Annotated in this window: 18 protein-coding genes; 9 read left to right on the plus strand and 9 right to left on the minus strand. The window is 72.9% G+C overall.

Annotated features, from left to right (window positions below):
- Positions 1 to 12 precede the first annotated feature (12 nt).
- From MXD62_RS11865 to MXD62_RS11875, 3 genes are read right to left on the minus strand one after another with little or no spacing between them, the layout of a single operon-like run.
- On the minus strand, positions 13 to 789 hold the full coding sequence (locus MXD62_RS11865) for an ABC transporter permease (RefSeq protein ID WP_248829333.1): 777 nt from the start codon (positions 787 to 789) through the stop codon (positions 13 to 15).
- Positions 786 to 1856 carry an ATP-binding cassette domain-containing protein gene (locus MXD62_RS11870; protein ID WP_248829334.1) on the minus strand — a complete coding sequence of 357 codons (1071 nt, stop codon included), beginning with the start codon at positions 1854 to 1856 and terminating at the stop codon, positions 786 to 788. The genes MXD62_RS11865 and MXD62_RS11870 overlap by 4 nt, the downstream gene beginning before the upstream one ends.
- Before the next feature lie 55 nt (positions 1857 to 1911).
- On the minus strand, positions 1912 to 2367 hold the full coding sequence (locus tag MXD62_RS11875; protein ID WP_248829335.1) for a MarR family winged helix-turn-helix transcriptional regulator: 456 nt from the start codon (positions 2365 to 2367) through the stop codon (positions 1912 to 1914).
- A gap of 278 nt (positions 2368 to 2645) precedes the next feature.
- On the opposite strand from MXD62_RS11875, the gene MXD62_RS11880 reads away from it, so the two are divergent.
- Positions 2646 to 3266, plus strand: coding sequence for a nitroreductase (locus MXD62_RS11880; protein ID WP_020464648.1), 621 nt, complete (start codon positions 2646 to 2648; stop codon positions 3264 to 3266).
- A 580-nt stretch (positions 3267 to 3846) separates the two neighbouring features.
- A complete protein-coding gene (locus MXD62_RS11885; RefSeq protein ID WP_248829336.1) occupies positions 3847 to 4524 on the plus strand; it encodes a hypothetical protein in 678 nt (225 codons plus the stop codon).
- An 80-nt stretch (positions 4525 to 4604) separates the two neighbouring features.
- On the opposite strand, the gene MXD62_RS11890 is transcribed toward MXD62_RS11885, so the two are convergent.
- Entirely contained in the window at positions 4605 to 7901 is a 3297-nt protein-coding gene (locus tag MXD62_RS11890) for a patatin-like protein (RefSeq protein WP_248829337.1), read from the minus strand.
- Between the two features lie 194 nt (positions 7902 to 8095).
- On the opposite strand from MXD62_RS11890, the gene MXD62_RS11895 reads away from it, so the two are divergent.
- Both MXD62_RS11895 and MXD62_RS11900 read left to right on the plus strand, forming a co-directional pair.
- On the plus strand, positions 8096 to 9925 hold the full coding sequence (locus MXD62_RS11895; RefSeq protein ID WP_248829338.1) for an acyl-CoA dehydrogenase: 1830 nt from the start codon (positions 8096 to 8098) through the stop codon (positions 9923 to 9925).
- Positions 9926 to 10157: 232 nt separating this feature from the next.
- On the plus strand, positions 10158 to 10502 hold the full coding sequence (locus MXD62_RS11900; protein ID WP_248829339.1) for a hypothetical protein: 345 nt from the start codon (positions 10158 to 10160) through the stop codon (positions 10500 to 10502).
- A 54-nt stretch (positions 10503 to 10556) separates the two neighbouring features.
- Here MXD62_RS11900 and MXD62_RS11905 read toward each other — a convergent pair whose 3' ends face one another.
- From MXD62_RS11905 to MXD62_RS11920, 4 genes are all read right to left on the minus strand, one after another.
- Positions 10557 to 10793: a hypothetical protein gene (locus tag MXD62_RS11905; protein ID WP_018504030.1), complete on the minus strand. Its 237-nt coding sequence runs from the start codon at positions 10791 to 10793 to the stop codon at positions 10557 to 10559.
- A 325-nt stretch (positions 10794 to 11118) separates the two neighbouring features.
- Positions 11119 to 12894: a dihydrolipoamide acetyltransferase family protein gene (locus MXD62_RS11910; protein WP_248829340.1), complete on the minus strand. Its 1776-nt coding sequence runs from the start codon at positions 12892 to 12894 to the stop codon at positions 11119 to 11121.
- 11 nt (positions 12895 to 12905) lie between these two features.
- Complete coding sequence (locus MXD62_RS11915) at positions 12906 to 13943, minus strand: alpha-ketoacid dehydrogenase subunit beta (protein ID WP_308301239.1); 1038 nt, start codon at positions 13941 to 13943, stop codon at positions 12906 to 12908.
- A 125-nt stretch (positions 13944 to 14068) separates the two neighbouring features.
- Positions 14069 to 15148 carry a thiamine pyrophosphate-dependent enzyme gene (locus tag MXD62_RS11920; protein WP_248829342.1) on the minus strand — a complete coding sequence of 360 codons (1080 nt, stop codon included), beginning with the start codon at positions 15146 to 15148 and terminating at the stop codon, positions 14069 to 14071.
- Positions 15149 to 15371: 223 nt separating this feature from the next.
- On the opposite strand from MXD62_RS11920, the gene MXD62_RS11925 reads away from it, so the two are divergent.
- From MXD62_RS11925 to MXD62_RS11935, 3 genes are all read left to right on the plus strand, one after another.
- Positions 15372 to 16319, plus strand: coding sequence for an LLM class F420-dependent oxidoreductase (locus tag MXD62_RS11925; RefSeq protein WP_248829370.1), 948 nt, complete (start codon positions 15372 to 15374; stop codon positions 16317 to 16319).
- A 442-nt stretch (positions 16320 to 16761) separates the two neighbouring features.
- Entirely contained in the window at positions 16762 to 18042 is a 1281-nt protein-coding gene (locus MXD62_RS11930) for a CapA family protein (RefSeq protein ID WP_248829343.1), read from the plus strand.
- A gap of 331 nt (positions 18043 to 18373) precedes the next feature.
- Entirely contained in the window at positions 18374 to 19333 is a 960-nt protein-coding gene (locus tag MXD62_RS11935; RefSeq protein WP_248829344.1) for a hypothetical protein, read from the plus strand.
- 172 nt (positions 19334 to 19505) lie between these two features.
- On the opposite strand, the gene MXD62_RS11940 is transcribed toward MXD62_RS11935, so the two are convergent.
- Positions 19506 to 20033, minus strand: coding sequence for a Fur family transcriptional regulator (locus MXD62_RS11940; RefSeq protein WP_248829371.1), 528 nt, complete (start codon positions 20031 to 20033; stop codon positions 19506 to 19508).
- A gap of 203 nt (positions 20034 to 20236) precedes the next feature.
- On the opposite strand from MXD62_RS11940, the gene MXD62_RS11945 reads away from it, so the two are divergent.
- Both MXD62_RS11945 and MXD62_RS11950 read left to right on the plus strand, forming a co-directional pair.
- Positions 20237 to 20638, plus strand: coding sequence for an SCO5389 family protein (locus MXD62_RS11945; RefSeq protein WP_248829345.1), 402 nt, complete (start codon positions 20237 to 20239; stop codon positions 20636 to 20638).
- Between the two features lie 300 nt (positions 20639 to 20938).
- Entirely contained in the window at positions 20939 to 21640 is a 702-nt protein-coding gene (locus MXD62_RS11950; RefSeq protein ID WP_248829346.1) for a hypothetical protein, read from the plus strand.
- The last annotated feature ends 65 nt before the right edge of the window (positions 21641 to 21705 follow it).

Below are 21705 nucleotides of genomic sequence, written 5' to 3' on the forward strand. Positions count from 1 at the left end.
TTGGTCCCTTGTTCAGGATGGCAGGTCCCGGTGCAGTGAGGCGCTCGCGGCGGCGGTGAGAACCACCGCCCACGAGATCGCGGCGAGCAGGGACGAGACATGAGTCTCGCTGGTGGGCCAGAGCAGGACGCCCAACGGTGCGGTCGCCGGGCCGTGGAAGCGCGCCCCGTCGAGCACGGCCTCGGCCAGCCCGGACAGGGCGATGGCGCCGGCGGCCGCGGGCGAGCCGCGGGTCAGCGTCCCCACCCCCACTCCGGCCACCCCGGCCGCGCACACCATGACGACCACGATCACATAGGCCGACAGCAACTCCGCCGGCCGGTCCGCGCGCATCGCCGCCGCGCCGTGCCGGGCCGCCCCGCGTGCCCACCAGGCGGCGAACGTCGCCGTGCTCAGCGCGGCGCCGATGGCGAGCACGGTGAGCACCTGGGCGCCCAGCACCCGGGACCGCCGCGGGGTGAGCAGCCAGGTGTGGGTGACCGTGCGGTACCGGTACTCACCGGTCACCAGGATCACCCCGAAGAACATCATCGCGTAGGCGAGCAGGAACCCCGAGCGCGAGCGCAGGCTGTTCCAGGCGACAAGCGGTTCGGCCTGGGCACCCCACAGCAGCAGCAGTGGGACGTGGATCGCCAGCGCGACGCAGAGACCGACGAGCTGCCACCGCCCCGTTGTGATCTTGAGTAGCTCGGTGGCGACCAGCCGGCCCGTGCCCGGCCCCGTGCCCCGGTGCCCGCGGGAGCGGCCGGAACGGCGGACGACCTCGACGGTCGGGCGGGCCTCGGTCACCGCCACCCGCCTCCGGCCCGCTCGCGCGCCTCGCCGCCGGCCCCGCCGTGTGTCTCGTCGTCGGCCCGGCTGGTCAGGTCGAAGAACGTCCGCTCCAGGTCGGGGCCGGTCGTGTGCAGCTCGACGAGCGGGATCCCGTGGGCCGCGCAGAGCCGTCCGACCTGCTCGGCGAGGCCGTGTGGCAGGCGCAGGCCGTCGGGACCGGTCCGGACGACGTCCACACCGGGCTCCCGGACGAGCAGCTCGGCGAGCCGGTCCGCCTCCGGGGTGCGGACCTCGACGTGCCCGCGGCCCACCTCGGTGGCGGGTGCGGCCAGGACCACCTGGCCGCGGTCGACGATGACGACGTGGTCGACCGTCTGGGTGACCTCGGCGAGCACGTGGCTGGACAGCAGCGCGCTGCGGCCGCTCGCCGCCCACGAGCGCAGGAACCGGCGCAGCCAGCGGATGCCGTCCGGGTCCAGCCCGTTCGCCGGTTCGTCCAGGACGAGCAGCTCGGGATCCCCGAGCAGGGCGCCGGCGATGGCGAGCCGCCCGCGCATCCCCAGCGAGTAGGTGCCGACCGGGCGGTCGGCGGCGGCGGTGAGGTCGACGGCGGCCAGCGCCGCGTCCACGGCCGGGCCGCGCCGCCGCCGGGGCAGGCCGAGCGGCAGCGCCAGGCAGCGAAGGTGGTTGCGCCCGGTGCGGGCCGGGTGCGCCGCCGGCTCGAGCACGGCACCGACCGTGCGGGCCGGGGCGGGCAGCTCGCGGTACGGCCGGCCGTTGATCAGGGCGTGCCCGTCGGTGGCGGCCACCATGCCCAGCAGAATTCGCAGCGTTGTCGTCTTGCCCGACCCGTTGGCGCCGAGGAACCCGGTCACCGTCCCGGCGGGCACGGTGAACGAGACATCACGCAGTGCTTCCACTCGCCCGTACCGCTTCGTCAGCCGGTGGACGTCCACCACCGCCGGCGCGGTGTCGGCACCGGCACCGCACCAGGCGCCGGGCTCGCTGTCCGCAGCGGGGCGCGCACCGTCGGCCCGGCCGCTGGTGGGGCGGTCGCCGCCGCGGCGCGGGGTTTCACCCACCGTGAGAGCTCCGGTTACCGTGGCCTCCTCGGGTTGGCGCGCCCAGGTGCTCACCTCACGGTAACGGCACCGTGTTAACGGCAGCCGCGTTGTCCCGCACCTGCGCCAGGAGCCGGCCCAGAGTGGCCCGATCGTCCGCCGACAACCCGTCGGTGAAGCGTCGGACGGCGGCCGACGCGCAGGCACGCCCGGTCTCCAGCGTGGTCTTTCCCTTCGGCGTCAGCTCCAGCAGGATCGCGCGGCGGTCGGCCGGGTCGATCTGGCGGCGCACGAGGCCGTCGGCCTCCAGCCCGTCCACTGTCTCGGTCATCGTCCGGGGTGCCACGGAGACGGCGCTCGCCAGGTCCCGCAGTCGTAGGGGGCCGGTCTCCGCGACGAGCCGCAGAACCTTGAGTCGGGGCAGGGTCAGGCCGGCGCCGGCCCGCAGCGACTCGTTGACCCCGCGCCTGACCTGGTGGCCGAGGGCGAGGATGAGGTCGACGACCTCGTCGCCGGTGTCGGGTGGGGGCATGGGCCGGCCGTCCTCTCTGCTGGCGATGCACGGCTGCACGCGGTGCGCGGCTGCTGGTGGTGGTGGTGCGGGCCGCCGGAGGTGCGCGGCCGGCAGCCCGGATTTCTGAGCCTCATCTATTATGAGGGAACCTCAGTGAAATGGGAAGGGCTCGCCCACGGAAAGTGAGCGATCGGGAACCTGGCGTGCGCGGCGCCGATCCGGGTCGATCCTGGCCAAATTAGATCAAATTGCAAACGCGTGGACGCGAACCCGAACCCGAACCGAATGGAGCTGCTGTGGACGCCCTCGACTGCCTGATGACCCGACGTACCGCGACCCGGCTCGTGGAGCCCGGCCCCACCGACGAACAGCTCGCCGTCATGCTCGCCGCCGCGACCACCGCGCCGGACCACAAGATGCTGCGCCCGTGGCGGTTCGTGGTGGTGCGCGGCGAAGCCCGCGAGGTGCTGGCGAACGCCATCACCGCGGCGGCCGAGGCGGTCGGCGGCCTGGCCGAACCGGTCATCCGTAAGGCGGCGGGCAAGGCGACCCGCTCGCCGGTCCTCATCGCCGTGATCGCCTCCCGGGTGCCCGGCGCGCGCGTCCCCCGCGCCGAGCAGGACGCGTCCGCCGCTGCCGCGGCGCAGAACCTCTGCCTCGCCGCGCACGCCCAGGGAGTCGCCTCGGCGTGGAAGTCGACGCCGCTGCCCGACAGCGACCAGGTCCGCGCGGTGTTCGGCCTGACGGGCGGAGAGGAGCTGCTCGGCTGGGTGGAGCTGGGGACGCTCTCGGACGCCATCCCGCTGCCGCCGCGTGAGCCGGTCGCCCTGTCCGCGGTGGCCTCCGAGCTGACCACGGGCGGCCAGCTCGCCCCGGTCGAGTGGGCGGCCCAGCCCGTCCCCGTCGACGCCTACTGACCGGCCCGCCGGCTGGTACGCGGGCGATCGCCCGGGCTCTCCCGCCCGGGCCGCCCGGCCCCGGCGGCACCAGAAGACATGGCACCAGGAGACACGGCACCAGGAGACACGGGTCGGCACCACGAGATGGCGGACTCGTCGGCACCCGTAGGAGGAACGTGGGCCTCAAGGGGGTAGGACACCCCCGCGGTCGGACGCCCGCGCCGATCCGAGCCGGATGGAGGAGCTTCCGGGGGAGCGCCGATCGCCCGGCCTGGAATCACATCCAGACCACTAGCCATCAGCAACGGAACGACGGTCTCGGGCCCGGACAAACGGCCCGTTCCGGCCGCCGCCCGGCGCCCGTTCCGGTCAACTGGCCGCATTCGGTGCCAGCGGCTACCTAAGCTGGATCGAGGCTGTGGGCAGGACCTGCGAGGGGAGGGATGCCGTGACCGGTGATCGTCCGTTCGGCGTGGCCTCCCGCGGCACCTCGTCGGGGCACTTTCGGGGTGCCTCCACCACCCTCGATTCGCTACATCGGAACAATTTCGACGGCCCGGTTCGCTCCACCGTTCTCTCACGTGCGGGTCTTCGTGCGGTGATCGTCGGTGCGGCCCTCGCTGCCGCGCTCGCCGGTTGCGGCGAGGCGGGGAGCGACACGACGACCACCCGGCCCGAGCCGGCGGTGGCCGCGGCCCCGCAGCCACCGGGAGCGGGTTCGTCCTCGCCCGCGGGCTCCGGCGAGGCCGCCGGGTCGGCGGGTGACGGTCAGACCACGGCCGGTGCGGGCACTCCCGGCGCGGACTCCGCGGCGGGCGGGCCGGGGAGCACCGGCTCGGCTTCGGCGGGCGCCGGTGCGCCGGGTTCCGACCCGCCGACGGGGACTGGCCCGAGCACGCCGGCCGGCCCGGAGGCGCAGACCAGCCCGGACGCGCAGTCCGCGGAGCCCACCGGCCCGGTCGTGCCCGATCTGCCGTCGGTGGCGCCGTCGCCGGTGTTCCTGGGCGAGGCCTGCGTCCCGGGGCGCGATGAGGAGCCCGCCGTCGCCGTCAACGGGCTGGTTCTCTACTGCGTGCCCGGCGAAGCCGGTACCGGGTCGGCCGTCTCCGGCCGGTGGTCGCCGGAGGCTCCGGCGCAGTCCACCCGGTCACGGCCCGAGCCGGGCAGCGAGTGCGAGCCCGCCGACGCGGGGCAGATCGTCCCGGGTGCCGACGGCCGTCCGGTCACCTGCCTGCGTGAGCCCGACGGCGGGATGCGCTGGGCGGACGTCTCCTGACCACGGTCAGCTCGCCGGTCGGTGCCAGTTCGCCGGACCGTGTGGGCTCGCTGGCGGGCTGGCTGGCTGGCTGGCTGGTGTCAGCTTGCCGGCCGGTGTCGGCTCCGCCGCCGCGGGCGCAGGAGTTCGGCGAGTGACCACACCGGCGGGAGCATCAGCAGGCCGAAGACGGCCGCCCACGCCCAGGGATGATCGGCCAGGTAGGGCACCGCGTCGTCGTGTAGCCAGGGGAAGAGATGGTCGCCCACGACCGGGATCACCCCCGCCGCGGCCACCGCCGCCAGCCCCGCCACGCCCACGACGGCCAGCCCCGCGGGCAGCACCCGCCAGCCCGTGAGGCTGATCAGCAGCAGCCCCGTCACGGCCACCAGCAGCCCCACGCCGCCCATCGGGCCGGACAGGATGAGCGCGCCTGCGAGCCCGGCGGCTAGCAGCACCGTGCCGAGGGCGATCGTCGCCCGGCGCCGGCCGCGGGTCACGTCGTCCACCAGCGCGTAGGCGACGCGGGCGACGGCGCGCACCGCCGCGACCGCCGGACGCAGCGGCCGCGGCAGCGCGCGCAGCGACGCCAGCCACCCGGTGAGGACCGCCAGCACCTGGGCGACCGTGATGGCGAGGATCGGGCTGTTGGCCCGATCGGTCAGCCGCTCGTCCGAGACGCGGCACGCCCGCAGCACCCGGGCGGCGTCGGCGGGATCGAGCTGGGCCGGTCCGGGCGTCATCGCGTCGAGGAACTCCCGGGTGGGCGCGGAGCCGACCCTGGCACCGGCGATGTCCGCCCGGACGGCGTCGGCGACGCTGGTCAGCTCGCCGGCGGCGATCTCGCGTTGGATCCCGGCGGCGACCCAGGCCGCGGTCTCGGGCAGGGCGGCCGGCACGGCCGCGTCCGGGTCGTCGAGCCAGGCGAGCTCGTCGAGGACGTCCGCGGTGGCGGGGCCCGCGGCGACCGTCGCCAGCAGCTCCACGAATTCGGTGAGCCAGGTCGCGGTGTTGTCGGGCGGTTCCGCGCCCGGCGCGGTGGCATCGCGTAAGTGGACCAGCCGCCGGGGGTCGAGCAGGATGCGGGCCAGCCAGGCGGCGCCGTCCAACCGGCCCCACATCCAGTCGCTGGCCCGCCAGGACGACTTCGCGAACGCGCCGAAGTTGCCGAGTTGGAGCCCGGTCAGCTTCCGGTCGGCGCTCGCCCGTGACGGGTCCAGATCGCAGCGGATGTCCGCGCTCACCTGGACCAGCTCCACCGGCTGGTCGACGACGTCCCCGCCGGTCAGGGCGTGGGTGACCAGGTGCAGGTCGAGCAGGGCCAGCGCGGCCCGCGAGCGCCGGGTGGGGAGGTAGCCGACGAAGTCCCGCAGGGTGCGGGCGGCGACGCGGCGCCGCCCGGCGAGGCTCAGCCCGTTCGCGTGGGTGCGCGGCCCTGGCGTGATCAGCGCCGCGGGCCCGAAGGGCCGGTCCTCGTCCTGCCCGTCCTGCCCGTCCCGCCCCCCGTGCTCCCCGTCCCTGTCCCCGTGGCCGGGCCTGTCCGCGCGGTCGGTGGTGGCCGTCCGCGACGGTGCTGAGCGGGCGAGGACGCCGGTCAGAAGACCGCGCAGGTTCTCGGTGACCGAGCCCAGCGTGCTCCAGGCGAGCGTGAGGTCGGTCTGGCTGGTCTCCTCGTCGCCGGCGCCGCGCAGCCAGCGGCGGGTCGCCTCGGCCACCACGGCGGCGGACGACGCCCCCGCCAGGTCGCGCAGGGTGTGGCGGACGACGGTGAAGCCGCCCCGGTTCGCCGGCGTCGACGGGAGCGGGAGCAGATGTGCTCCGGCCTGCTCGCGGGGCGCGACGACCGCCGCGTGCACCTCCCGGGCCAGCGTCGCCAGCGCCACCCGGTCGTCCGGGGCGGTCGACAGGACGTAGGCCTCGTTGATCATCGAAATCAGGATGCCCTTGGCGGCGTCCACCGCGGGGCGGCCCAGCCGCCAAAGGTCACCGAGGTCGTCCGGGCCGGGCAGCCGGTCCGGGAACTCCGTCAACGCGGCCGCGACCGCCGCGGCCCGCAGGTCCGTCCGTCCGGCCGGGTCCACGAGCAGCGCCGCCGCGTCCGCGCCGACGTTCGTGTCGGCGTTCGCGTCGGTGACGATCCGGTCCAGCGTGCTCAGGACGATGTCCGCGGCGCGTTCGGCCTCGCGGTGGCGGTAGGCCTCGTAGATCGCCTCGTCGGCGAGGCGGGGGCCGCCGGCCGGGGCGAGGCGGAACAGCCCGCGCCGGCTCGCGCGGACGCCGCGTACCGCCTCGTTGTGGTCCCTGATGCGCCGCAGGTCGCTCGCGATCGACTGGTTCAGCGCCGCGCCCAGGGCGCCGAGCAGCGTGTCGGAGACTGTCGGCGTCGACCCGTCGTCTCGGCTCGGCGTGGGGTCGTCCGGCGGGTTGGGCGCGGGCACCACGTAGGCGAGCACGCGGCGCACCTGCCGCCCGTGCGCCGGCTGGTCGAAGATCTCCTGCAGGGCCGGCCCGATCGGGCGGTTCACCAGGATGCCGCCGTCGGAGCCGTAGAAGCCGCTGGCCGCGTTGACGTAGTCGGCCATGTCGGGATGGTCCGCGTCGGGCGAGCTTTGGACGGGAATGTAGGCCGGCTCGAAGGCACCGGGGAAGGCCGCGCTGGCCCGGGCGGCAAGCGCCAGGCGGTTGGCCGCCTCGGGGTCGGTCAGGTCGTCCTCGCCGAAGACGAACAGGCCGCGGTGGTCGAGGTCGCGGACGATGCCGCCGAGGTCGTCCGACCAGCGCGCCGACTCGCCGCGCAGGATCGTGGTCGTGATGAACACCGAGGTCGGGCGAACCGTCCGCGCGGATCTGGCGCGCCTCGCCTCGGCGGTGTGACCGCTTCGGGACGGGGGCTCGAGGCTGCGCAGCGCGGTCTGCAGGGCGGGCAGCATCACGGCGTCGCCGCGCAGCAGCGACGGGAAGCTCCGCTCGCCCGGGCGTCGCATCAGCTCGCGCAGTGATCCCAGTGTGATCCACAGATCGCGCAGCGGGCCCAGGTCGGCGTCGTGGGCGTTGGCGTAGCCGAGCAGCGCCGCGTTGATCCCACCCGCCGAGGCCCCGGCCAGGACGTCCACCGACACCTCGACGTCGAGGATCTCCAGTAGCGCCGCCCAGCGGGACGCGGCCGCCGCGTCGGCGGCGGACAGGCCCTGGTCTCCGGTCCCGGCCACGCCGACGTGACCGTCACCCGCGGCGCGGTCGCGGTGTGCGGAGGCGCCGGTCAGGAGGTTGATCTCCCGGGCGACGCCGCCCATCCACACCGCCAGGCTCGCGCCGCCGGTCATCACGACCGCGAGCCGGACCTCCTGGGTCGTCCCGTTGTCGGACTCGTCGGCGACCGCCGCCCTGCCCTCCGTCATGGCCGCAAGACTAAACGTGCCGGACATTACTGACTCGACGTACTTTCCGCCCAGCTCCGAACAGATGCGGCTTTCGTCGGCGGATCACCTGGAACCTTGGTTACTCGCGGGTAGCATGGGGCATGACCTACCAGCGAGTAACTACGCCCGCGCCGCCGATGATCATGCGGTGAGCCGGAGGGGAGGAGCCGTCCATGGGGCACTACCGGAGCAATCTCCGCGACATCGAGTTCAACCTGTTCGAGGTGTTCGGCGTGGACCGGACGCTCGGGACCGGGCCCTTCGCGGAGATGGACCGCGACACAGCGCATGAGGTGCTCGCCGAGCTGGAGCGGGTCGCCGTCGGGCCGATCGCCGAGTCCTTCGAGGACGCCGACCGGCACCCGCCGACACTCGACCCCGCCACAGGCACCGTCACGCTGCCCGAGTCGTTCCGCAGGTCCTTCGCGGCGGCGCAGGAGGGCGAGTGGTGGCGGCTCTACGTCCCACCGCACCTGGGCGGCATGGGTGCCCCGCCGACCATCGCCTGGGCGGCGTCCGAGCTGCTCCTCGGGGCGAACCCGGGGGTGTTCCTGTACATGGCCGGGCCGACGTTCGCCGCGATCCTCGAGGGCATCGGCACGCCATGGCAGAAGAAGATCGCGAACTGGGCCATCGAGCGGCACTGGGGCGCGACCATGGTGCTGACCGAGCCGGACGCCGGCTCCGACGTCGGAGCCGGCCGGACGCGGGCCGTCCAACAGCCGGACGGGACCTGGCACATCGAGGGTGTGAAGCGGTTCATCACCAGCGGCGACTGGGACATCCCGGAGAACATCCTCCACCTGGTGCTCGCCCGCCCGGAGGGGCACGGCCCCGGCACCAAGGGCCTGTCGATGTTCGTCGTGCCCAAGTACCTGCCCGACCCGGAGACCGGCGCCCCGGGCGCCCGCAACGGTGCCTACGTCACGAACCTTGAGAAGAAAATGGGCCTGAAGGTCTCGACCACCTGCGAGATGCGCTTCGGTGAGCGCGAGCCGGCCGTCGGATGGCTCGTCGGCGACGTCCACGACGGCATCGCGCAGATGTTCCGGGTCATCGAGTACGCCCGGATGATGGTCGGCACGAAGGCGATCGCCACGTTGTCCACCGGGTACCTCAACGCGCTGGCCTTCGCCCGCGAGCGGATCCAGGGCGCCGACCTGACCCGGGCGTCGGACAAGACCGCGCCCCGGGTGGCCATCATCAACCATCCCGACGTGCGCCGGATGCTCATGCAGCAGAAGGCCTACGCGGAGGGGATGCGTGCCCTCGTGCTGTACACCGCTACCTTCCAGGACGCCGTCACGCTGGCGGCGGCCCGCGGCGAGGTGGACGACAACGCGGTGCGGATGAACGACCTGCTGCTCCCGATCGTGAAGGGAGTCGGCTCGGAGCGCTCCTACGAACTGCTGGCGAGCTCGCTGCAGGTCCTCGGCGGCTCCGGATACCTGCAGGACTACCCGATCGAGCAGTACATCCGCGACGCGAAGATCGACACCCTGTACGAGGGCACGACGTCCATCCAGGGCCAGGACCTCTTCTTCCGGAAGATCGTCCGGGACAAGGGCCGGGCGCTGACCACTCTGTTCACGCAGGTCCAGGAGTTCGTGAAGGGCGAGGCGGGCAACGGCGCGCTCCGCGCGGAGCGGGAGTCGCTGGGCGCGGCGCTCGACGAGTGCCAGGCCATGGTCGGTTCGATGGTCGGGTTCCTCACCGCCACCGCCCAGGACAAGTCCCAGGTCTACCGGGTCGGGCTGAACACCACGCGGCTGCTGATGAGCATCGGCGACCTCGTCGTCGGCTGGCTGCTGCTGCGCGGTGCCGACGCGGCGCTACGCGGGCTGGACGGCTCCCCGTCCGAGCGCGACCGGGCGTTCTATGAGGGCAAGATCGCGGCCGCGCGCTGGTTCGCGGCCAACATCCTGCCGGAGCTGCGCACACGCCGGACGGTGCTGGAGGGCACCGGTCTCGGGCTGATGGAGATGTCCGAAGCGGCGTTCTGACCGTTCGTCCCAGCTCGTTTCAGCCTGGTCGGATCGGTCCAGCCAGTGTGATCCTCCCGGGGCCGCGGTCGTGCCGGCGCGGCCCCGGGAGGATCTTTGTCCGGGCTGGTTCACGTGGATCCGGGCTGGTTCACGTGGAGTTGTGGCTACCCGCGGCGACCAGGGTCGCGCTCCGTCGTGGAGATGTGCCGATCGTGGTTCTACGGTGTCCGATCTGGGGTAGACGAGCCGTATGGGAACCCCGCTGAGTCTTCTCCTCTTCGCACTGGGTGCCGTGCTCACCTTCGCCGTCCGTGCCGAACCGTCCGGCCTCGACCTCACGGCGGTCGGGGTGATCCTCATGATCGTGAGCATCGTGGGCCTGGGCGTCACGCTCTACCGCGACCAGTGGCGCCGCAGGATCGTCGAGGAGTCGATCGAGCACGGCGCCGCGCCTCCGGTCAGCGTGGACGACACCGTGCTGGTCGACCCGTCCATGCAGATCGAGGCCCCGTCCCACCAGGATCCCGTCCGCCCCGAGACCGGCCACGAGCACGGTGTGCTGCACCGGCCGCTGCAGTCGTCCGACGACAGGTGACGACACGCGGGTATCCCGGTACGGGCCCGGATTTAGGTAGGGGGGCCGGCTGGCTCAGGTGGTGCGCAGCGGCGGGAACGCCTGGTCGAGCTCGTTGCGCATGTCCCGCTTGAGCAGGTCGTCGGCCTCGGAGGACGACTGGCCCTCGAGAAGGAACCGGGCGACCCGCAGCGTGAGGTCCACGCGCTCGGCCAGGTTGAGCGCCCCGTTGAACCGGCCGCTGGTGCTGGCGGAGGTCAGAACCTTCGCGACGAACTCGTCGGCGGCCTGCAGAGCCTCCACGCGCGTCATGCGTTCACCTCTTCGTGGTGGAAGTTGAGCCGGATGCCGGGTGTGAGGCGCAACCGTACCAGGCAGGACACCTGTCTCCGTTGTGCACCCCTATGCGTCCGTTGTTCCCGGGGGGGTGTATGTGGCGAACTGCGTAGTTCGCCCCGATCGACCAGCCGGCCGGAAGCCCCCACCAAAAGCTCACTCCAAGCCGCGGCCGGACATCCCGCCGAGGCTCGAGTCGTTGTGCGTCGTGTGACCGGGCTGTGGGGTGGCTGGCGCGGCCCGGTCCGCCCGGATCCTCCGCTGTAGGCGGGCTTTCCGGGTCGCCGGCCGCCCCGCGGGGTCAGCTCCAGGCGAGCGCGATGACGGGGTCGGCGAGGACGGCCGCGACGTCGGCCAGGACCGCCGAGCCGAGCTCGCCGTCCACGACGCGGTGGTCGAAGGACAGCGCGAGGTGGGCCACCGTCCGTACCGCCAGCTCGCCTTCGTGCACCCAGGGAGCCGGGCGGATCGCGCCGAGGGCGAGGATCGCGGCCTCACCGGGATTGAGGACCGGTGCCCCGGTGTCCACCCCGAGAACTCCGACGTTGGTGATGGTGATGGTCCCGCCGGAGAGGTCGGCCGGGCGCAGCCGGTCGGCGCGCGCGGCCTCGGTGAGGGAGTGCAGGCTGCGGGCGAGGTCGACCAGGCCGCGCGATCCGGCGTCCGGGATGTTCGGGACGACCAGGCCACGCGGCCCGGCCACGGCGATGCCGAGGTTGATCCGCTCGTGCACCTGGATCTCGGCGTTCTCCCCGGACGTGTCGCCCACCCAGGTCGAGTTGATCATTGGGTGGCGCCGGACGGCGGTGAGGAGCGCCTTCGCCACGAGCAGCAGCGGCGTGACCCGGATGCCGGCGAAGTCCGGCAGGGCGGCGATCCGCTCGCGGGCCGCCATCGTCTCGGTGACGTCCACGCTGAGGAACTCGGTGGCGTGCGGGGCCGAGAACACGCTGGCCACCATCGCCCGTGCCATGGTGCGCCGCACGCCCGTGACGGGGATCCGCCAGATCCGGTCGGTGTCGTTGAATCCGGCGTCGGGCGGGATGGCTCCGGGCACCCGCCGTGTGATCTCCGCGTGTCCGTTCAGTTCCGGCTGGCGCGGGCCGTCGATTCCGTTGGACGAAGGGACAACGCCAGGGACACGGACCGGCCCAGTGCGGGTCGTCGGAGTGGCGGTGGTGGGGACGGGCACGGGCTCGGGGGGCGTGGCCTGACGCGCCGCGGTTTCGACGTCGGCGCGGCTGATGGTGCCCGCGGGACCGGTGCCCGCGAGCGTGGAGAGGTCCACACCCAGATCACGCGCGAGCTTGCGGACGGGTGGCTTCGCCGCGACGCGCCCATGCTGCGGGGCCGCCCCGATCGGCACTACGGCTGATCGGTCCGGCGCACCGGCCGCGGCCGACGCCGGGGATGCGGCTGGCGCCGAGGCCGGCACCGACGACACGACGGGTGCCATGGCCCCGGGCACTGAGCTGGCAGCGGGAGCTGTGCCGGGAGCGGGCGCTGTGCCGTAAGCGGGCGCGGGGGCGGCGATGGTCGCCACGGGCGTCGTCGAGCCGGGCAGGGGGCCGTCCGGGTTGCGGGGGCGCCGCCGGCGGCGCGGGCCGGAGTCGCTGCGCGGGCCGTACCCCACCAGCATCGGGGTGCGCCCGGCGGCCATCGGTGACAGGTCGGCCGTGCCGGGCCCCCCTGGGACGTCCGCGGCCTCTCCGGTCCGGGACACGGGCAGGGATGCCGCGCCGTTGCGAGTGGCGTCCCCCGGCGTGGTCTCCTGGCCGGTGGCTTCGGTGGCTCCGGTGACTGACCCGGTCGTCGGGCCGGTCGCGGACTCGTCGCCCGGCTCGTCGATGGTCAGCAGCGGCGTGCCCACGGCGAGCTCGGTGCCGGCCTCGCCGTGCCGTTCGACGAGCACACCCGCGAACGGGGACGGGATCTCGACGACCGCCTTGGCCGTCTCGACCTCGACCAGCGGCTGGTTGACCGTCACGGTCTCGCCGACCTCCACCAGCCACCGGACGATCTCCGCCTCGGTCAGCCCCTCGCCGAGATCGGGGAGGCGGAACTGTCGATGGGTCACCGGAGATCTCCTCAGTAGCCGAACGATCGGTCGACGGCGTCGAGGATCCGGTCGACGTCGGGGAGGTAGTGGTCTTCCAGCCGGGCCGGAGGGTACGGGGTGTCGAACCCGGTGACCCGCAGCACCGGCGACTCCAGGTGGTAGAACGCCTGCTCGGTGACCCGGGCCGCGATCTCCGAGGACAGCGAGACGTTCGACGGAGCCTCGTGCACCACCACGAGACGTCCCGTGCGGCGCACCGACTCGACGACCGGGTCGAGGTCGAGCGGCGAGAGCGAGCGCAGGTCGATCACCTCGAGCGAGCGGTCGTCGTCCTCGGCGGCCACCTGGGCGGCGTCCAGGCAGGTGCGGATCATCGGGCCGTAGGCGACCAGGGTGGCGTCGGCCCCGGGCCGCACCACCCGCGCGGTGTGCAGCGCGAGCTGCTCCTGCCCCGGCATGCTGGCGAGTGGGGTGGTGTCGACCTCGCCCTTCTCCCAGTAACGGCGCTTGGGTTCCAGGAAGATCACCGGGTCGTCCGAGGCCACCGCCTGCTGGATCATGAGGTGCGCGTCGGCAGGGCTGGAGCAGGTGACGACCCGCAGCCCGGCGGTGTGGCAGAAGTACGCCTCGGGTGACTCGCTGTGGTGCTCGACCGCTCCGATCCCGCCGCCGTAGGGGATGCGGATCGTGACCGGCAGCCGGATCCGTCCGGCCGAGCGGTAGTGCAGCTTGGCGAGCTGGCTGACGATCTGGTCGAACGCCGGGTAGACGAAGCCGTCGAACTGGATCTCGCAGACCGGGCGGAACCCGCGCATGGCCAGGCCGATGGCGGTGCCGACGATGGCCGACTCGGCGAGCGGGGTGTCGATGACGCGGTCCTCGCCGAACCGGGCCTGCAGGCCGTCGGTGATACGGAAGACGCCGCCGAGCTTGCCGACGTCCTCGCCCATGATCACGACCTTCGGGTCGGCGGCCATGGCCGAGAGCAGGCCCGTGTTCAGCGCCTTCGCCAGGGTCAGGGTCTGGCGGGGGCTCGCCGGCGGCTCCCCGTCCGTCGCCGGGCCCACGGAACCGACAGAGTCCGGAGCGATCGAGTCCGGACCGCTGGAGACCGGATCGACCGGACCCGGGTCGATGGCGTCGATAGAGCCGATCGGGCCGGTTGCCGCCCCCGTGGCCGTATCGCTGGTCGTCAAAGCAGTGCTCCCCGTAGTTCCGTGAACGCGGCGCGCTCGGCGGCAACCAGATTGTTCTCCGTCACCTGGACGTGGTCGAACAGTGCGGCCTCGGGCGGGTCGGGGAGCGCGAGGCAGCGGGCGCGCAGGTCCGCCGCCACGGCGTTCGCCTCAGCGGCCAGGCCGGCCTCCCGCTCGTCGGTCAGCGCGCCGCGGGCCCGCAGATGGATCGTCAGCCGCTCGATCGGGTCGCGCATCCGCCAGCTGGACACCTCGTCCGCCGGGCGGTAACGCGACGGGTCGTCGGCGGTGGTGTGCGGATTGATCCGGTACGTCAGCGCCTCGACCAGGACGGGGCCACCCCCCGATCGGGCCTGCCGCAGCGCCCATCGGGTCACGGCGAGGGTCGCGAGGACGTCGTTGCCATCCACTCGCACGCTGGGGAAGCCGAAGCCGCGCGCCCGCTGGTAGACCGGCACCCGGCTCTGCCGCCGGTACGGCTCGGAGATCGCCCACTGGTTGTTCTGGCAGAAGAACACCAGCGGCGCGGAGAAGACGCTGGCCCAGCCGAAGGCCTCGCTCACGTCGCCCTCGCTGGACGCGCCGTCCCCGAAGTAGGAGATCGCGGCGCCGTCGCCGCCGTCCCGGGTGATGCCCATGGCGTAGCCGGCGGCGTGCAGGGTCTGCGACCCGACGACGATCGCGTAGAGAGCGAACCCGTGTTCGGCCGGGTCCCAACCGCCGAGCGACGTCCCCCGGAACAGGCCGAAGACGTGCAGCGGATCGACCTCCCGACACCAGGCCACGCCGTGTTCCCGGTAGGAGGGGAAGGCCATATCGGATGGGCCGAGCGCGCGACCGGAGCCGACCTGCGCCGCCTCCTGGCCGCGCAGGCTGGCCCACAGGCACAGCTCGCCCTGGCGCTGCAGCGCTGTTCCCTCGTCGTCGAGACGCCGGACGATGATCATGTCCCGCAGCAGGCCGAGCAGGTCGTCGTCGGTCACGTCGGCCACGAATGCCTGGTAGTCGGTCTCCTGCTCGGAGTCCGAGGCGATGCGGCGGCCGTCGGGGGTGAGCAGCTGCACGAGCTCCGTCACACGGGCAAACGATAGTCCTCGTTCCGGCCGCGGCAACCCGACAACGCGATGTTCGTCGGCGCCTGGTGAGATCCCGGTGGACGATGTTCGCCGGGCCGGGTGGGACCCCGACAGGCGACGCCCGCCGCGGCGGGTGGTGGTCGGGTGCCCCCGATACGGTGACCCCGTGAGCGACCCAGTGAGCGACGCAGCCAGCAGCTCGGCGGGCCATCCCGGCACGCCCATGACCGCCGGGAGCCCGCGGGGTTCGGAGCCGCCCGGCGAACGCCCGCCGGCCGGGGCGATTCTCGGCAAGGTCGGCATCTGGAGCGGGCAGTTCGACTTCTCCAGCGCTGCCACGGTGCGCGAGGCGGTGTCCGAGCTCGACGAGCTCGGCTACTCCACCCTGTGGACGGGCGAGGTCAAGGGCCGCGAGGTGCTGGTCACGGCCGGCCTGATGCTCGCGGCGACGTCCCGGATGACGATCGCGACCGGGATCGCGCAGATCCTCGCGCGCAATCCCCTGACCATGGCCGCCGGCCAGCTCGCGCTCGCGGAGGCGTACCCGGGGAGGTTCCTGCTCGGGCTCGGCGTCTCGCACGCGGAGCTGATGCGCATCCGCGGCGCGACCTACGCGAAGCCCCTGGGCCAGATGCGGGCCTACCTGGACGAGATGGACCGGATGGCCGGCGAGCAGTACCGGGCGGTCCCGCCGGAGGGAGTCCAGCCGCGGGTGCTGGCCGCACTGGGGCCGAAGATGCTCGGCCTGGCAGGCGAGCGCGCGGACGGCGCGCACACCTACTTCGTGCCGCCGGAGCACACCGCCGACGCCCGCGCGGCGCTCGGGCCGGGGAAGCTGCTGATACCGGAGCAGGCGTTCGTCCTGCACCGGGACGCGAGCGAGGCGCGGGAGCTGGCCCGCCGGCACACGGGGTCCTACCTGCGGCTGCCGAACTACACGAACAACCTGCGCCGGTACGGCTTCACCGATGACGATCTCGCCGGCACCGGGTCCGACCTGCTGGTCGACACGATTGTTCCGTGGGGGGACGCCGACGTCCTGCTCGGCCGGGTCAAGGAGCACCTGGACGCGGGCGCGGACCAGGTGGCCGTGCAGGTCCTGGACTTCGACCGCAGGGGGCTGCCGCGCCGGCAGTGGCGCGAGCTGGCCCCGGCGCTGCTGTCGCTCTGAGGCTCCCGCCCGGGGTCGTTCCGAGGTTCCCGCACGCTGGTTCCCGCACGCTCGGAGGCGGCCGTCGCCCGCCGTGCTCGGGCCAGCCGTCGTGGATACGACACTTTTCAACCTGATTGAGTATTTAGTCCGGTAGGCGACATTTTTCGGTGGGTCGCAATCTCGGACGGCCCCCGGTCGGATCCACTGCCGTCCCGGTCCTGTGTGCTCCGTGTCGCAAATGCGACTCGTTGCCCCGGGGCGGCGCGGACGGCGATATTACGATCGGGTGCCGAATTTCCGATCGCTCCGGGGCGGCGCGCATGTTTCGCGCCGTTCCCGGTTCCGGAGTGCGTCCGGTATGTATCGGTGGGTTCCGCGCGGCGCAGCGGCGATGTGCCGTCGCGGAGATTCCCGTAGGGTGACTTTCGTTCGATGATTATCGCGGGCGGGGGTCGGGTGAATGCTCGGGGATGACGGAGACGGCCGGCAGGGGCCGACCTCCAGGCGCCGGTACGGCCGCCGGTCGGGCCCCGCGCGCCGATCCGGCGGATTCCGGGAAAGCTGGGGCGCCGCGGTCGCCGGAGGCGCTGTTCTCGCGGTCGCCGTGTGCGTCGGCCTGGCCACGTTCGGCTTGATGGGCGGCGGTGATGACCCTTCGGGGAATCTCACCGCGCTCGGCGACACCGAGCAGGGCCGGGACGGCCAGCCCGCATCCCAGTCACCCCAGGCATCTCCGCCCGCCGAATCGTCGGCCCCCGTCGGGCAGGGGGCGGCGGGTAGCGGCCCCCGGCGGCCGACCGGAAACCCGGTCCGCATCGCCTTTGGCGGGGACGTCCATTTCGAAGGCGCGCCCGGGCAGCGACTGGCGGCTGATCCCAAGACCGCGGTGGGGCCCATGGCACAGACCCTGTCCGCGGCGGACCTGGCCATTGTCAATTTGGAGACCGCTGTCACGACCGGCGGCACGCCGGCCACCAAGGCGTTCGTATTCCGTGCACCGCCCACCGCGTTCACCGCCATGCGCGCCGCCGGTATCGACGTGGTGAACATGGCGAACAACCACGGAATGGACTACGGGGTCGAAGGTCTCGCGGACTCGCTGCGCAGCGCCCGAGAGGCCGATTTTCCGACCGTCGGTATCGGCGCGGACGACTCGGCGGCCTACACCCCCTACGTGACCACCGTGAACGGCCAGCGAATAGCGATCTTCGGTGCGACGCAGGTTCTCGACGACGAGCTGGTCTCCGCGTGGACCGCCGGGCCCGGCAAACCCGGGCTCGCCTCGGCGAAGAAGGTCGAGCGGCTGGCCGCGGCGATCCGCGAGGTGCGGCCGACCGTGGACACCGTGATCGTCTACCTGCACTGGGGGGTCGAGCGCGAGGCCTGCCCGAGCGACACGCAGACCGGCCTGGTCGCGCCGCTGGTCGCCGCGGGCGCGGACGCGCTGGTCGGCGGGCACGCGCATGTCCTGCAGGGCGCCGGGTGGAACCACGACGGCGTGTACGTCGGCTACGGCCTGGGCAACTTCGTCTTCTACGCTTCGGGCGGCGGCCCGAACACCGAGACCGGCGTGCTCGAACTGACCTTCCAGGGCCGGGCGGTCACCACGGCCAACTGGGTACCCGGCCGGATCGTCGACGGGGTCCCGCGCCCGCTGACGGGCGCCGCCGCCAGTCAGGCCCTGACCGGCTGGAACAGCCTGCGCGACTGCACGGACCTCTCCGGCACCGCCCCCTGGTAGACGGCACCCCCAAGCCTGTCACCGGTACCGCCCCCCGGTAAACGGCACTCCCGGGCAGGCCGACGGATGCCCGTCCGCCCGTTCAGGTAATTGTCCCCCGGCGTTCGCCGCCGGGGGCTTCAACCTGCTGTACCTTGGCTCGCAGGAAGCCGTGACAAAAGCCGGCACGAGTGGTGCTCCCATCGCCACATCGCGGTGCCTCGGAAATGCCTTCCCGTCCTTTCCTTTCTTTTGTTGACGCGTGACGCCGGCCTTCTGTCGAGAAGACGCGTCGCGAAATCGACGCCTGTCCTTGGTGCTCCGTCCAGCCCTTTGTCGATCCGGGAGTGTCGTGTCGCGTACCCTGCGCAAGAGGTCGAGCCGCCGCGGACTGGCCGCCGGCGTCGGCCGCAAGATACTCGTCGCCTTCGTCTTTCTCGCCGGGAGCGGGCTGGTGGTGGTCGGGGGGCCGTCGCCCGCATGGGCCGCCGACACCACCCAGTACGCCGGCGACTCCACCCGGGGCAACGGGGCGGCCGTCCCGTTCGAGGGCCTCACGGACCAGAACGGCGGCCCGGTGCCCATCTCCGGGGCCATCGGCGTCGACCTGGTTCTCGGCTCGACGCAGCAGCCCTACCTGCCGTGCCAGAACTACAACCGGACCACCGGTACCGGCGACACCTTCGTCAACGCCTGCCAGGAACGGGGCAGCTACGCGACGTACACGCGTTTCGCCACGGGCAAGGGGCTTGTCTTCCCCAACGGGTACTTCATGGGCGACAGCCAGCCTGACCTGGTCAAGGGCGGCACGCTGAACACCGGTTGGGGCCGCCGCACGGCCGGGCTTTCGTTCGAGTTCTACCCGCAGGTCGACCGGGACGCCGAGTTCGTCCACTCGCGTTTCTACATCGACGTCTTCGACCATCGCGCCAACGGCTGGACGTACTCCGCGTACGTCGGCCGCATCAAACTGACGACGCTCAATGATCCGGGTACGGCGCAGGTCGGCGGCCGGCTCACCGACGGTGGGCAGACACCGGCCCGTGACCGGGTGAAGTTCCTCATCTTCGGCGGTGACGCCCGTTCGTCGACCGGGTACCCGATCTCGTCCTTCGCCGTCTTCACGAGCTCGGGGGCGGCGAACTGGAGCAGCGGCGCGCTGTACGCCGGCGCGCAGCGCATCACCGTCACGGACACCGCGACCGGCCGCGAGTGCGTCATTGACCTGAAGCCGATCAGCGGTCGGGGCAACGCGCTCGACATCGACCTCTCCCGGCCCGGGTTCGGCCACGAGGGCAGCGTCTGCCACTGAACGGTGCCGAGTAACTGCGGCGGTTGAGTGACAGCCAGGACTCATCCAGTCGCCACACATCGCCGGGCGGCGGCCGGGACGGCTTGGCTGTCCCGGCCGTTTCACATTTCTTCAACCGCTTTCGCGGGCGTTCGTTCAGCCGTTTTCGCTCGTTCGTCTCCGTGCGTTTCGCTCAGCTGCCGTCGCGAGGGCGGCCGGGGCTGTTGTCGCTGTTGCGTGCGGCGGCGCACCGGGCGCACGTTCCGTAGATCTCGACGGTGTGCACGACGTCGGTGAAGCCCTCCGCGCTGGCCACCGAGGACGTCCAGGCCTCGATCTCGGGGCCGGCGATCTCCACCGTGTGGCCGCAGTGGCGGCACACGAGATGGTGGTGGTGACCGTCCGTGGTGCACCGCCGGTACACGGTCTCGCCGTCATCCCGGCGCAGGACGTCAACCTCGCCGCGGTCGGCCAGCACCTGCAGGTGACGGTAGACGGTCGTCAGGCCGACGGACTGGCCCTCCTGGCGTAGGCGGGCGTGCAGGTCCTGCGCGCTGGTGAAGGCGTTCGTCGCCGCGAGCGCGGAGGAGACCGCGTCGCCCTGCCGGGTGGCCCGGACGGAGGTGCCGCGGCCGCGACCCGGGCGGGACACCGCCCCGTTCGGGCGGTCACCGGAGCCAGCGCCGCCGCCGCCTGCCGCCCGGTCGGAGGCCGCTGACATGCCGCGCGGGGAGCTCACCCGCTCGCCTTCCACACTCGCCACGACATCCACTCTCTCATCTACCCGGCCCGTCTGGAGGGCGCGCGATCTCCTCAGTTCTCGTCATGGGAACGGTATTGACATCGGTTTTCATTTCGTGCGACGGTGTGTGACGTCTTCGGCGCCGACTGTCGCCAATCCGTGTGCTTCCCTGGAGGTTCCAGATGTCACTGACCGTCACGCCCGAGCTGGTCGAGGCCGCGGACGAAGGCCGGATGACCGACGAGGACTTCGTCGCGTGCGTGCGCACCTCGCTCCCGTACGCCTACCGGCTGGTCGAGGAGCTGGTCACGGCCCTGCCCGACGCCGGCCCCGCGGGCCGGGATTTCGCCGACAACCAGGTGCCCCCGCCGGACGAGGCCGCGCGCGGGCAGCTGCTGCGTGCGATGGCCAGCACGTCCATCCGGTCGGCGCTCGAACGGCACTTCGGTGTCGCGCTGGCGTTCCAGAACTGCCACCGGGTCGCGGCCTTCGCCCCCGAGGCCGTCGGGCGCGCGCAGTACCAGGCGTTCGTCTCACCGCGGGCACAGGTACTCAACCAGCAGCCCGAATTCGTCGACTGCTAGGCCACATTCCCAAGCCAGGCGCGGGCGTCCGCCCCGCCCCGGGGCCCCTCGCCGGGCGCTCGCCCCGGGAACCCGGGAACCCGCCCGGGCGCCCGCCCCAGGAACTCAGGTGGGCCTCTGACCCAGGAGACCCGGGCCCCATCCCGGCCCCCGGCCGTCCTGTCGCGTTGTGGCCTCGCTGCTGTCGGTTGCCTTCAGGTCGGCCCGGTGACCAGCACTGAGGTCATTTGAGGCGGCGGAATGTCCGTCCCGTACCCTTTGCTCGCGGTAATACGGTGGCGGGCAATCCGGGGGTGGTGGGTGGCAGGACGTCCGGCCTGGCTGCAGGGGGAGTCGTGGCGGATCGCCGAGCCGCCCCTGACCCCGGCGGCGACAGGTGCCGCGGTGCTCGGCGCGGTCGTGCTGGTCGTCGGGTGCGTCCTGACCGGCGGATCGGGCTTCGACGAGGGCTCCACGGCGACGACGCCGGTGGGAGTAGAAGTCGATCAGGGCCCGCTGGCCTCCTGGTACACGTCCACCCAGGGGATGCGCGGCAGTATCGCCACCAGCGTCGCGTCCGCGCGCGCCTTCCTCGACGCCCAGGACGGCGCCTCACTGCGCCCGCTGTGCGTCCAACTGGCGGCGGAGGGGCAGCAGGCGGGCGGGCTCACACCCGGGCCGGACCAGGAGGCGCAGCGGCTCTTCACCAGCGGCGCCGGGCACTACGAGGCTGCCGCGCGCACCTGCGCCCAGCTCTTCGACGGCACGCAGATCCCCGCCGCGCAGCTACAGGCACAGGTCCGGGCGGCGCTGGCCGACGGCGACCGCGACTGGGACGCGCTGGCCACCCGCGTCGGCCTTCCCATGGCCCATGCCGGGCCGACCCCACCGGCCGCCACCGACGGCTCGGGCGGCTCGAGTGGCACGGGTGGCACCGATGGCACAGGCGGTACCGGCGACACAGACGCCACGGGTGGGACGGACGGCAGCGGTGACCCGGAGGACACGAGCGCGTCCGGGTGAGACCTCCGCCGTGCGGACCCGCCCGGCCGTGGGGGGGGGGGGGCGCGGCGGGGGCGGCCGCCCGG

Origin of the sequence: Frankia sp. Mgl5, assembly GCF_023242985.1 — a bacterium.
GTDB classification, from domain to species: Bacteria; Actinomycetota; Actinomycetes; order Frankiales; family Frankiaceae; genus Parafrankia; species Parafrankia soli.

Excerpts from the sequence above, each read along its gene's own strand:
- MXD62_RS11875 (WP_248829335.1), bottom strand. The coding sequence starts at position 2,367 with ATGCCCCCACCCGACACCGGCGACGAGGTCGTCGACCTCATCCTCGCC.
- MXD62_RS11890 (WP_248829337.1), bottom strand. The coding sequence starts at position 7,901 with ATGACGGAGGGCAGGGCGGCGGTCGCCGACGAGTCCGACAACGGGACG.
- MXD62_RS11895 (WP_248829338.1), top strand. The coding sequence starts at position 8,096 with ATGGGGCACTACCGGAGCAATCTCCGCGACATCGAGTTCAACCTGTTC.
- MXD62_RS11900 (WP_248829339.1), top strand. The coding sequence starts at position 10,158 with ATGGGAACCCCGCTGAGTCTTCTCCTCTTCGCACTGGGTGCCGTGCTC.
- MXD62_RS11905 (WP_018504030.1), bottom strand. The coding sequence starts at position 10,793 with ATGACGCGCGTGGAGGCTCTGCAGGCCGCCGACGAGTTCGTCGCGAAG.
- MXD62_RS11925 (WP_248829370.1), top strand. The coding sequence starts at position 15,372 with ATGACCGCCGGGAGCCCGCGGGGTTCGGAGCCGCCCGGCGAACGCCCG.
- MXD62_RS11930 (WP_248829343.1), top strand. The coding sequence starts at position 16,762 with ATGCTCGGGGATGACGGAGACGGCCGGCAGGGGCCGACCTCCAGGCGC.
- MXD62_RS11940 (WP_248829371.1), bottom strand. The coding sequence starts at position 20,033 with ATGTCAGCGGCCTCCGACCGGGCGGCAGGCGGCGGCGGCGCTGGCTCC.
- MXD62_RS11945 (WP_248829345.1), top strand. The coding sequence starts at position 20,237 with ATGTCACTGACCGTCACGCCCGAGCTGGTCGAGGCCGCGGACGAAGGC.